We start from the raw sequence: 11,671 nt of genomic DNA, 5'->3' as shown, positions 1-11,671 counted from the left end.
AAAGCCGTGGTAAAAACCAATGAGGATTGTCAACGGGTACAGCGCAGCCGGGGGGATTTAACGGCGCTGCCGGTTTATGCGAACGGGGAGGGACATTCATCAATTTCATCTGTTTCTGGCAAGTTGTTGGTGTTTATTGGGTTAGTTCCTCCACAACACGCGAGTGAGAATAAGGAGGTCTTGTCGCGGATTAGTAAACGCGGCAATGTGATGTTAAGGACGTTAAGGTAAAACCTGAGGTTGATGAGGCTAATTCATGCGGTGGCTCGGTGAAGCCGCATATACGTTCTTTTCGTCAAAACTGATTGTTGACAACAACCCTGGGGCCATATACGTATAGACCAAAGCAGAATACGGGAAAATAATGATCTCGTCTATCATCCCCGTATTTCACTGCGCTTCATACAGGCTATTTGTTGATGAATCTACACTTTTAAATTCATAATTGCTTAATATTTATCTATTAATTTAAATAAAGTGCAATAGAGTGAAAATTATTTTGAATAAACGATTTGAATCGTACCATTGCTTCAGCTAAGGTTGCTCACTTTGCTGCGAGATTTTAGCTTGACTCTCGGTGCTGGTTATGGAATAGCTAGGGTTTTGCAAGGTTAAAGCAGATCAAGGGACAGAGGGTTAAATTATAATGAAAAATATAGACTTATCTCTGATTGCAACCGTAGCTGTGGGATTCGGCACAGAGAGCTTGCCCAGGGGGCGGCTGTGGGGGAATAGAGCAGATTATACGCAAATGGAGATTTAGGCGGGCTAAACTCCAAGATTACCAATTTCGGTTCCATCAACGACGGCGTTTATAATGCCGGCGCTAGTTGTCAGTTCAATAAATATTTTGCATTGGAAGGTAATTACACACACTTTCCCAATCTCAAGTCTGGCACTGTTGCCGAAAAAAGCAATACGGAAATTTATGCAGTCGGGAAAGCTATCATTCCCTTAAAAAAGGGTACAACGTGTTTGCAAAAATTGGAGCTGCCTAAGTCTTTATTACCACCCTTCCTGGTATGGAGGATGTTTCTGGCATTAATTTCTCAAATACCCAGAGTGAAATTTCACCTTATGCTGCCTTGGGGGTTGATTATTCGGTTTCTCAAAAAGTGGGATTCAATTTACAATTCGCAGGTACGCCCGAAGGCGATAACATTCCCGCTAGATACGCTGTGATGGGTGATTTAAATTACAATTTTTAATTTTAAGCCTGCATCTTCATTGCGATCTTGTCATTAGCGCCTAGATGTCAGAATGACAGTCTGCCTTTACAAGCGCTTTTCGCTCATTTAAAATCCTTCGTCAGTCATTTAATTAAATTGAATGACCAAAAATTAATTTGGAAAATCCCTAGTAGGATAGTTCTATTGTTTAATTTTAAAATAGTGGTAGGATGCCATGTCAATAAGTTCGATTATTTTTACGGCTTTAGTTTGTTTTTCTCTAATTCTCCTTCTCATTGTCATTTCTATGTTTGGTCGAGGGAGAGATCGATTAGGCGATTCGTCATGCAAAAATGATAATAACGATCAAATTTACGTTGGTAATTTGCCCTATCATATAGTGGAAAACGATTTGCATCAATATTTTTCCCGATTTGGCGCGATTGAATCTGTTAAAATTGTTAGGAATTTTCGTACGGGCCATTCAAAAGGCTATGCGTTTGTGACGTACTTTACTCCAAAACAAGCCGTTAAAGCGTTAGACGCTCATGGCAAAGATTTACAAGGACGATCTTTGGTGGTTCGGATTGCTAAATCAAGAGAGCAGCAACACGCATACACGTAACCGCCTTGAAAGCGCTAATAATTGAAGATTTAAAAAAGACTTATAAAAATCACCAGCGCGTAGTCAGTCGCTACAAGGGAGAAAGCGCTTAAACCTGCTCAGCGCTCCCGAGGGAAGCCCCCCAAAGAGAAATTTACTTTAGGATTCACATACACCGATTGTCAGGTAGATGATGCCCGTTTAGTTGTAACCAATGCCCTAGGTGCAAAAGCAAAAGGGGCTACCGTATTGACGCGAACTCTTTGTCAATCGAAGGAGATCCTAATAAAATACACATTTCTGAAGAAGAAACGAATTATTTAATTGATTCGATCAATTATTATTTTACTAAACCACTAACCATAAATGGTATTCGCTCGTCTTATGCGCCTGTTCGCGCTTTATTTGATGATAAATCCAAAAAAGCTCAAAAAATTACACGCGAACACCATTTAGAGTTAAATGACGACAACGGAAAAACGCCTATTTTATCTATCACTGGCGGAACGGGTATTGTCAAAATTAAAGTCTTGTTTTCCTAAATTGGTTCGTCTTGGAGAGCGAGTACCCTTTTGCCAAACGGTGATTTAAGAGGCGATTTTAATCAATTTTTATCGCCTAATGAAGGAAAAATATACCTGGCTGCCGAAAGCACTATTATTCCATTATGCCAGCCATTATCGATCGTTAATGAACTGTTTTTTAGAAAGCGCGCGCCGATCGACGATTTCGAAGCATTTTGGAGGGGTTTGTATAGAAGGGAAGTGGATTATCTAAATTAAAAACGAGTGAGCAAAAACGACTGAGGATATTTTGTGGCGTCGAACCAAATGGGGTTTATTGTCGGACCAAGGAATCAACCAACTTGAGGCATTTTTAAATGATGTTGAACAATGAATTTTTTGACCGTGATGCGTTCGAACTGTCTCAGAATTTACTAGGTAAAGTAATTCATGTGCATTATGAAAAACAATGGTTGTGCGCTCAAATTATTGAAACCGAAGCTTATTATAAACATGAAAAAGCCAGTCACGCTTCATTGGGCTTTACTGAAAAACGCAAAGGATTATTTATGCCTGCCGGCACAATTTATATGTATTATGCACGTGGGGGTGATTCATTTAACATTAGTTGCCAAGGAGAAGGCAATGCTGTTTTAATAAAATCAGCTACCCCTTATCGTGAGGCGAAAAATTTAGAAACGATGATAGCTACGATGCAACAACTCAACCCTCCTAAAAATAAAGCTGATTGCCGTAAGCCTGAAAAATTGTGTTCAGGTCAAACTTTGCTATGCAAATCGCTTAATTTACGCGTTAAAGAATGGGACCAAAAACAGTTTTCAAAGCAGCATTTTTTTATCAGTGATAACGGTTATCGCCCTTCGAAAATTGTAAAAACTCGCCGCTTAGGGATTCCCAAAGGACGCGATGAACATTTATTCTACCGACTGCTCGATCATCGTTATGTTGCTTATTGCACAAATAATCCCTTGAATAAAAGGAGCTGGCAAGAAGGAAAAGATTATTTCATTATACCTTCCAAAACGGATGAGGTATAATCGATTGATTTTTTCGAAAATAACAGATCTAAGGTTTTTAATAATGAAATTTATTGAAGAAAAACAGTTGAAAATTGATCTGTTAATTAATAATGGGGGAATAATGGGGCGTGGGGTGCTGTCAAAATTTTTCTGAAATTCCGTTTGATTCCTTGGAAAAAATGTTGCGTGTTAATATCGACCGGCTGGTCAAATTAACGCGGAAATTATTGCCGTCCATAATTAAGCAAGAGAAGGGAAGCATTGTGAATATTCGTTCTGTTTATTCATTTGTGCTCGTCACTTCACAGGCGGCGTATGTCGCTAGCAAAGCCTTTGTAAAATCATTTTCTTTTGGATTACAGGCCGAATTAAAGAAAACCGGCGTTTCGGTTTTTTGTGTTTTTCCGAGGTCAACTGAAAGTGCTTTCCGAGCGTGAGCAGGGGTTGTCAGTGATTCAAAAGCGGTTGTTTATTATCCCAGGCTGGTATAATTGGCTTTTTATCGTCTTGATATAATATGTTCTTATTTTTGGTTACCGAAAATTATAAATTTCTTAGCCTATCAGATGCGTCGAATAGAGAAAAAGCGGTCAAATTAATTCTACCAGAAGCGAGGAAATATGTTTCGACTTGATCTTCTAAGCGATCCTTTAGAACAATTTAAATTATGGTATGACGAGGCTATCCGTCATGAAACCCTTCATCCAGATGCGATGGTGCTAGCGACCGCTGATTTAAAAGGTAATCCTTCTGCGCGAAATGTTTTATATAAGGGAATTTCTAAGGGCGGCTTTCTCATTTTTACGAATTACCACAGTCGGAAAGCTTATGAATTAGATGAAAATCCACAGGCTGCTTGGGTTTTTTATTGGCCAAAAACCTATAAGCAAGTGCGCGGCGAGGGTCGAGTTGAACGCCTAACGCAAGAGGAATCAGAAGCTTACTTTGAGACGCGTTCTTGTGAAAGTCAAATCGCGGCATGGGTTTCGGAACAAAGTCAGGAAATTCCTGATCGTGAATATCTCATCACGCGCTATAAAAAATATCGGGAAAAATTTCAAGATGATGTGCGTTGTCCTGAATTTTGGGGCGGATTTCGTTTAATTCCCGATCGCATGGAATTTTGGGTTGGGCAGGAACACCGTTTGCACGATCGCTTTTGTTACCTTAAAGAAAACCAAGAATGGAAAATTATACGCCTTGCACCTTAAAGAAGTTTAAGAATCCGTAAAGGAATTTAGAATGAGAAAAATTGGCCATTATATCAATGGTAAATTCGTTGATAGTAAAGGAGAAACTTATCAGGAAGTTTATAATCCCGCGATAGGAGAAGTGAACGCGCAGGTGGGATTGGACACTGCAGAAGAAAAGTAGCAGAAGCTGTTGAGTCCGCGCGAAACGCCTTTAATTCTTGGTCGTTGGTTACCCCTTCCTTTGTGTCGGGCTCGTGTTATTTTTAAATTCAAAGCGCTTCTTGATAAGAATATTGATAAATTAGCGGAATTATTAACTTCGCAGCATGGCAAAATACTCGAAGGCGCGAAAGGAGAAGTGCTGCGCGTTATTGAATTAACCGAATTTTCCTGTGGTACCCCTTATTTGTTAAAAGGCTCCTATTCGGAAAATGTAAGCAATGATCTTGATAGCTACACCATTCGCCAACCGCTAGGGGTCTGCGTAGGCATCACGCCTTTTAATTTCCCCGTAATGATATCGGCGTGGATGTTTGTGGTTTGTGCCGGCTTATCGCTTGCGGCAATACTTTAGTTCTAAAACCTTCTGAAAAAGACCTTTCAGCCGCCTTATTTTTATATGTCGTAGTTGCAATAACCGATATCCTAGTGGATGCGCTTGTTCAGCGCTTAAAAGAAAAAGTACGCAGCTCCAACCGCTAGTGACTAGAGAACACTTAGAAAAAGTTAAGGGCTTTATCAATTTGGGCATCGAAAAGGGGGCTGAACTAATCGTTAATGGTTGTGATTGGGAAACTTTGAAATATAAAGTGGGAATACTGGGGGTTAACGTTTCCTATTCCGGTTCCCGTTGTTTATCATACCCTTGGCGGTTGGAAACCCTACATATTTCGGGGACATTCATATATCAGTCATTAAGCCCTCTATATTGACAGCTCATCCATTGATATAGAGGGATCACGAGAAACTTCACAAAGAAGCAGAAAAGTTCCCCATTTCAATATTAAACCCTCCCGTTTCAGATGGCGTTGCGGCAGCTGAAACAGCTGGTTTAACTTTTATGCTCGGAGATAAAAAGAGGATTTTGAACGCGCTAAATAATGGTACAAAGCAAATACCCCGCTTGGAAAGCGCGCAACAGAACTCTATCAACAATTCGTTGACTCCAATCATGGCAAAGTCGATTTTTAATTTATTATCAAACTATTAAAAGATAAATCTCAATACTTAATCAATACTTAAATAAAACTAACTCCTACGGCCTCTTCTAAAAGCAGTAAGTTTTCTTACCTGTACTACATTTAATTTTGGAAATTCAAAAAAGGGAAGAAAAAAAAGTTATAACAAAGGGAAACTTTATTCTTCTTTCAGCGTTTATCTTCTTTCTCTCCGCTTGGCTTCTTCTAGATAATTCATCATAATTTATTGGCTTGGGCCGTTCAGCAACCCAGTTTGGTTAAGAATTGCGAGAAGAGGCTATTTCGCGTGGAATACCTCCAGAGGTGTTTGATCGGACTTTTAGCACGGCGAAAGAACCCAGCCGTAAAGTAATGCATTTAGAACGAACCTAGCTTGAGCGCTGGATTACTTTTTTAAAATACCACAGTACCCGGCCAGACCCTTTTCGAATCCGGTTGGCTGCTCTAAACACCAAAAACACTATATCGAATATTGACCGAGGTCGGTATTTAGCGAAACACGGTTGGAAAGCTCATCAGCCTTGAGGTATCGAAGTGATACCCCATCCGGTTTTGATACTCTAGGGAAAAATTAAAAAAAACAATTCAAGAATGGCGGCGAATGGGTCTTCGCACCGTGGGAGGAAGACCTTGGCCGCACGGTAACAAAGAGGCTGAATTAATTCGCCACTACGACGGTCCCGATTTTCTGGTCTTTAATAACTTTAATGTCTTGATGAAATGGAACCGATCGACGTATTATGCAGGAATCGTAGGCTGGATAGCTGAACAAATTTGCGGCAGATTAATACAATAAAATGTCTATTAATACAACGCTTTTAACGCCAGAGTTATACCAATACCTATTGCAGATTTCTTTGCGCGAGCCCCCACTATTGACGGAATTACGAGAAGAATCCACTCAGTCATTTTTTAATTATGCCATGCAAACAGCACCAGAGCAAGCGCAACTATTAGCATTGCTAGTTAAATTAATGCAGGCAAAGAAGGTTGATCGATATTGGCACCTTCACGGGTTACAGCGCCATCGCGATGGGATTGGCTTTGCCAAAAGACGGAACACTCATTACTTGCGACGTGGATGAAAAGTCCACCGCACTTGCTAGGGAATATTGGGAACTGGCCAAGCCTGGCAATACGATGTTATTTACATTGATGCGGATAAAGCCAATACGGGTCTTTATTACGAAGAGTCTTTAAAGTTGCTACGAGAAGGGGGATTGATAGCCATTGATAATGTGTTGCGACGGGGTCAGGTAGCTGACGAAGAAAATCAAAGTGAAAACAACCAGCTTATCCGGCTTTTTAATCAAAAAGTTTATAAAGATGAGCGCGTCGATATGATTCTCATTCCTATTGGAGACGGTTTAACCCTGGCCCGGAAAAAATCACGAATAAACTTCGCCCGTAGCCGATAGCATCGCTGCGATGGGTCGTCTTTTTGGAAATTTACCCAAAATAATAGTGAGAATCACCATAAATAGGGAGGCTTAAAAATAAACCGATGAATACCCAAGTGGAGCCCCAAAACGCGAGAGATAATAAAATAACCAAATATCGGTCCCTTGATTGCTGTGGTGACTTTATCAATAGTCGCTTCCATTCAAGTAACGCAGACGGTCTTTTTATCTCTATCCTTCGATGGTTATCACGCTAAGTTCTTTGTTTTTATTTTATAAATACCTACTTCAGGTTTCGCCAAGCGCTATCACCGATGATTTAATGCGCGTTTTTCATATCAGTGGAGGAGGCTAGGTAATTTGGCGGCTATTAGCGGTAGGTATTTTGCTCGATAAATACAGCCCTCGACTCTTAACCAGCCTTGCTATGGTTTGTTGTGCTTTGGGATCAATAATTTTTTCTATCGCTGACACATTGTGGGTGGCTACTTTTTCGCGCGACTGCTGGTCGGTGCAGGGGCGGCGTTTGCCACCATTACTTATATGAAAATGGCCAGTATTTGGTTTCGCCCAATCAATTTGCTTTTGTTGGTGGATTATTAGCGCCCGCCGCTATGTTGGGGGCTTTATGCGGTGAAGCGCCATTAGCGTTTCTTTTTCAGTACCTGGGTTGGCGAAATACTCTTTTTATTCATGGCATTTTAGGTCTCGGTATCGCTGGGATTTTTTATCTCTTTATTCGCGATAAAAATCGGTAGCTTCTCCAACTGATTATGAATCTCAAACCGTTACGTTAAAAGATATCCTCCAAGTATTAAGAAATAAGTTAAATTGGTTTTTGACCTTGTATAGCGGCCTCGCCTTTGCTCTCATCGCTGTTTTTGGCGGCCTGTGGGGCAAGCCTTTCTTGCAGGAGGCCTATCATTTTACAGGCACTCAGGCGGCTAGTTTAATTTCGCTTCTGTTTATTGGGGTGACGATCGGTGGCCCGCTATGGGGCCTATCTTGCCGATCGATTATATTAGATTCTGCAATAGGAAAAGAAATCAATAAAACCGCATTAGCAGCAACCGTAGTGGCTTTTATTTATCGGTTTGTTTCACTGGAAAAACCGCCATGCTTTTTTTCTTCCTCAGCAACTATCAATTCTCGGGCATCATATTCCTACTGTCTTAAAATTTGGAGTTTTTCTTTCTAGTTAAGCTACTATCAGCTAATACTGCTTTTGCTTCCTTGTAAAAGCCCGTAGGATCCATTAAGGCTTTTTTGAAATGGCTCACAGTATGAATGTAGTATATCAATTAGTCCATGTAACTTATTATTTTCACTATATTATGATCCACTAAGTTGACAACTCTAAAGAGGCTAGGCCACTTTGCTCCAAAAAGTTAAGAAGGTTTGAAACTCGCGCTCCGTTGCTTTTAGCTTTTGTTGTATTTCTCGGAGTCGGTTTTTATAAGCCTTAAATTGAGCCTCTTTCAATGCTAAATAACTCTTTTCAAGTTCTTCCAGCCGGCCTCTACTCTTTTCTTTCTCCTGAAAGTAGTGCCAAACGTTGAGTATCGGTTTGCAGACGGTATTTAATGATTCTGCGTTGCTCTACACGCTTTAAGCCAGACACCAACCCCACCTGGGATAACAAATAAATCAACCATTTCGTTGGATCAAAGTGAAAAAAGCGCACGCCGTTTCGATAATCAATCGGAAATTGATGGTGAAAATTATGAAAACCTTCGCCCATAGTAAGCAGGGCGGTTACCCAATTATCCCGAGCAGATGAATTTTTGTAAGTTTGTTTGCCAATCATATGACAAAGTGAATTAATAAAAAACGTCATCTGATAAACTACTGTAATCCTTAAAGCAACAGCAATTACGAGAGCGCTGATCGGGTCGCCCCAAAGGGCGCCAATGGCCATTGGCAGTCCAAAACCCATTAGAATAGCAATAATCGGAAAGAAACGATGTTGAAAGCGATAGATAAGATCATCTAGTAAATCTTGGACATTGCTAAAATCCCGTTTTGAAGGATCAAGAGTAAATAGCCATCCTATATGGGCATACCAAAAGCCTTTTTTGACGCTATAGGGGTCTTGGTCTGTGTCAGTATAACGGTGATGCTTTCGATGGTCAGTGGCCCATTCTACAATGCTTCCTTCAAAAGCCGCCGCTCCAAAAAGCGCAAAAAATAGCCGAATAGGGCATGCCGCCTTGTAGCTTTTATGAGCGGCAAGGCGGTGGTAACCCGCTGTTATCGAAAGGCCACAAGCAATAAGCATCGCTCCCGCCAAAACCCACGTTGGCCAATGAACAAGGCCAAAAACGATAAAAAGTGTGGTACCAGTGATTCCTACAAGCCCTGTAAGAAGAATAAATGAGACGTTTAACGAGTTGATTTTTGATTTTTTTTTAAGCATTTTCTTAATACATACTTGACAAAATGAATAATGGATATAGTATAGCATAATTTAGCAGTAACACTTCAGATCGCGATTTTAACAGACGAGATAAAACAATTAAATAAGGAGTTGACAGATAAAAAGGCTGAGTAAAAAGGCTGAGCTTGATCAATTAAACTGTCAATTCGACATAGCGGTGATTATTTCGATAATCACCGCTAAAAAAAGCAGCACTGAGCGATTAGTTTTCAATAGCGAATTTAGCATGTAGTGGTAAGTGATCGGATAATTTTTTCCAATAACTTTCATTAAAAATTTCACCGCTAAGCAATTTTAATCCACGATAATAGATTCTATCTACCTGAAGCGTCGGTCGGGAAGCAGGATAAGTTTTCGCATGCTTCCCTTCAAGGACTTTATAAACTTCTTTTAACTCAAGCTCTTTTTCCATGCAATTAAATGCGCCCCTACGCCAATCATTAAAATCACCGGCAATAATTAATGGGGTGTGAGGAGGAACGTGCGCCTCAATCCGTTTACTTAATGTAATTAGTTGATAATCCCTTTCTGCGCGAAACAAACCGAGATGAATACAAATAACGTGAAGTTCAACTGTCAGCCCATAATCGATAATAGCATGCAAAATGCTACGACTCGCTCTTTGGCTTAGTGAAACATTGATATTCTTTACCATTTTGAAAGGAAAATTACTAAGCAAGGCATTGCCATGATGAGCCGACCCATAGACAGCGTTTTTGCCATACATGTAATGAGGCCACTTAGATTCAGCGATAAATTCGGTTTGCGGAAGATCGGTATAGGCAAATTTTTTGAGGCGAGATTTACGATGCTTTCCCTGCACTTCCTGTAAAAGAACGATGTCTGCGTCGATTGCTCGTAAGGCTTCGCGGATATCCGGCAACACAAATCGGCGATAGCGTGCACTAAACCCTTTATGGATATTGTACGATAAGACGGTGAAAGCATCGCGTTTCGTTGTCAGACTTTCCATAGCCCCTCTAGAATTGGTCCAACCATTGAGTTTCACTTTTTATAATACTATTAAGAAATAAAGTTGGCACAATCAAAAGCGTCAAAAAAATACAGTTCTAATGTGCTTAACTTCCAATTTTCAGGAAAAAATCGAAATCTCAACAATTTTTTATTTTGGCAGCCGGCGTCTTACCCAAACTCACTTTTCCCGCAAAAAGAAAAATAAGCCCGCAGATTAGTTCATTTAGGGAATACCTTTGGGTATTCCCCCCTTTTTTTACCTCTTCCATTCTCACCTTCCGATATGATAAATTGAGGCGTTCCCCTTTGTCTAACAAGTTTTAAAATGAATATAATGAACATTTGGAAAACGCCATTTAATGTGCAAAAAGCCGCTAAGCATTGCAAGAACACTATGGTTGAACATCTAGGGATTGAATTTACCGAGGTGGGAAAAAATTATCTTTGCGGCCGCATGCCAGTTGACCATCGCACGCAGCAACCGATAGGGCTTATGCACGGTGGGGCTTCTTGTGTCCTAGCTGAAACGCTGGGGAGCATGGCCGCTAATTTTTGTGTCGATTCCAACGAGTTTTATTGCGTAGGGTTAGATATTAATACTAACCATGTACGTTCTGCGCGCTCAGGTTTTGTGATCGGCACTGCTAAACCTTTTCATATTGGTAAGAGCACGCAAGTATGGGGCATTGAAATTTTCGATGAAAAGGACCGCCTGGTTTCAGTTTCTCGTCTAACAATGGCGGTATTGAAAAAATCGGCGACTCAAGGAGAAATAAGGTAAAAGCTAATTACCGCCCCTATTTGGGGATTTTATGACGCCACTTTTCAAGGAAAATCTTTTAAATTTCACCTCCATTATTGCAGTTTGGCAAAAAAGGTCTTCTACATAACCCCACCGACCGTGATCATCGTACTCAATACATAACCGTTATCAGGTTGATCTTCAGTGAGTTAACCGCAGAACATTACGAAGATAAAATTGCTAAAGATCCTCGTAAAGATTACCTCAATCCAAATAAAAGTTCTATTGGCAGTGGTGAAGACGTGTTTAACTTTGAAGTTAATAAGGTACCTGCCCGCCCTCTCTGGTCTCGAAGCAAGGCATCTAGGGCAGCTTTGCGACCGCCATTTTCTGGGGTACATTCATCGAA

General features: G+C 40.5%; 4 protein-coding genes and 15 pseudogenes. 15 read left to right on the top strand and 4 right to left on the bottom strand.

Annotated features, from left to right (window positions below; genetic code table 11):
• The 11 genes and pseudogenes from OWO34_RS04415 to OWO34_RS04365 all read left to right on the top strand — a co-directional run.
• Nucleotides 1–225 (top strand): annotated as a pseudogene (locus OWO34_RS04415) (transposase); the annotation flags it as partial.
• Nucleotides 226–646: 421 nt separating this feature from the next.
• Nucleotides 647–1,208, top strand: a pseudogene (locus OWO34_RS04410) (outer membrane beta-barrel protein).
• Between the two features lie 196 nt (nt 1,209–1,404).
• Nucleotides 1,405–1,794, top strand: coding sequence for an RNA-binding protein (locus OWO34_RS04405; RefSeq protein WP_267256684.1), 390 nt, complete (start codon nt 1,405–1,407; stop codon nt 1,792–1,794).
• Nucleotides 1,795–1,843: 49 nt separating this feature from the next.
• Nucleotides 1,844–2,670, top strand: a pseudogene (locus tag OWO34_RS04400) (glycerol-3-phosphate dehydrogenase); the annotation flags it as partial.
• Entirely contained in the window at nt 2,654–3,334 is a 681-nt protein-coding gene (locus OWO34_RS04395) for a DNA-3-methyladenine glycosylase (RefSeq protein WP_267256683.1), read from the top strand. The pseudogene OWO34_RS04400 and the gene OWO34_RS04395, both read left to right, overlap by 17 nt.
• A gap of 40 nt (nt 3,335–3,374) precedes the next feature.
• A pseudogene (locus OWO34_RS04390) lies at nt 3,375–3,915 on the top strand (SDR family NAD(P)-dependent oxidoreductase); the annotation flags it as partial.
• A 21-nt stretch (nt 3,916–3,936) separates the two neighbouring features.
• Entirely contained in the window at nt 3,937–4,527 is a 591-nt protein-coding gene (gene pdxH / locus OWO34_RS04385; RefSeq protein WP_267256682.1) for a pyridoxamine 5'-phosphate oxidase, read from the top strand.
• 31 nt (nt 4,528–4,558) lie between these two features.
• A pseudogene (locus tag OWO34_RS04380) lies at nt 4,559–5,324 on the top strand (aldehyde dehydrogenase family protein); the annotation flags it as partial.
• Nucleotides 5,325–5,427: 103 nt separating this feature from the next.
• Nucleotides 5,428–5,700: pseudogene (locus OWO34_RS04375) on the top strand (NAD(P)-binding domain-containing protein); the annotation flags it as partial.
• A gap of 149 nt (nt 5,701–5,849) precedes the next feature.
• A pseudogene (locus OWO34_RS04370) lies at nt 5,850–6,504 on the top strand (lytic murein transglycosylase).
• Nucleotide 6,505: 1 nt separating this feature from the next.
• A pseudogene (locus OWO34_RS04365) lies at nt 6,506–7,126 on the top strand (O-methyltransferase).
• Here the strand turns inward: OWO34_RS04365 and OWO34_RS04360 are convergent.
• Nucleotides 7,097–7,262 (bottom strand): annotated as a pseudogene (locus OWO34_RS04360) (AI-2E family transporter); the annotation flags it as partial. The pseudogenes OWO34_RS04365 and OWO34_RS04360 overlap by 30 nt on opposite strands.
• On the opposite strand from OWO34_RS04360, the pseudogene OWO34_RS09765 reads away from it, so the two are divergent.
• Nucleotides 7,259–7,330, top strand: a pseudogene (locus OWO34_RS09765) (hypothetical protein); the annotation flags it as partial. The pseudogenes OWO34_RS04360 and OWO34_RS09765 sit on opposite strands and share 4 nt — an antisense overlap.
• Nucleotides 7,323–8,105 (top strand): annotated as a pseudogene (locus tag OWO34_RS04355) (MFS transporter); the annotation flags it as partial. The pseudogenes OWO34_RS09765 and OWO34_RS04355, both read left to right, overlap by 8 nt.
• Before the next feature lie 89 nt (nt 8,106–8,194).
• Here OWO34_RS04355 and OWO34_RS09760 read toward each other — a convergent pair.
• From OWO34_RS09760 to OWO34_RS04340, 3 genes and pseudogenes are all read right to left on the bottom strand, one after another.
• Nucleotides 8,195–8,409: pseudogene (locus OWO34_RS09760) on the bottom strand (hypothetical protein).
• 64 nt (nt 8,410–8,473) lie between these two features.
• Nucleotides 8,474–9,524: pseudogene (locus OWO34_RS04345) on the bottom strand (fatty acid desaturase).
• Nucleotides 9,525–9,747: 223 nt separating this feature from the next.
• Entirely contained in the window at nt 9,748–10,518 is a 771-nt protein-coding gene (locus tag OWO34_RS04340; protein ID WP_267256681.1) for an endonuclease/exonuclease/phosphatase family protein, read from the bottom strand.
• A 327-nt stretch (nt 10,519–10,845) separates the two neighbouring features.
• On the opposite strand from OWO34_RS04340, the pseudogene OWO34_RS04335 reads away from it, so the two are divergent.
• Together OWO34_RS04335 and OWO34_RS09755 are read left to right on the top strand one after the other, a co-directional pair.
• Nucleotides 10,846–11,296, top strand: a pseudogene (locus OWO34_RS04335) (hotdog fold thioesterase).
• Between the two features lie 82 nt (nt 11,297–11,378).
• Nucleotides 11,379–11,671, top strand: a pseudogene (locus tag OWO34_RS09755) (hypothetical protein); the annotation flags it as partial.

It is taken from the genome of Coxiella endosymbiont of Ornithodoros maritimus, assembly GCF_907164965.1.
Lineage (GTDB): Bacteria > Pseudomonadota > Gammaproteobacteria > Coxiellales > Coxiellaceae > Coxiella.
Note: the sequence above shows the minus strand (reverse complement) of the source record. Positions and strands in the feature narration are given on the sequence as shown.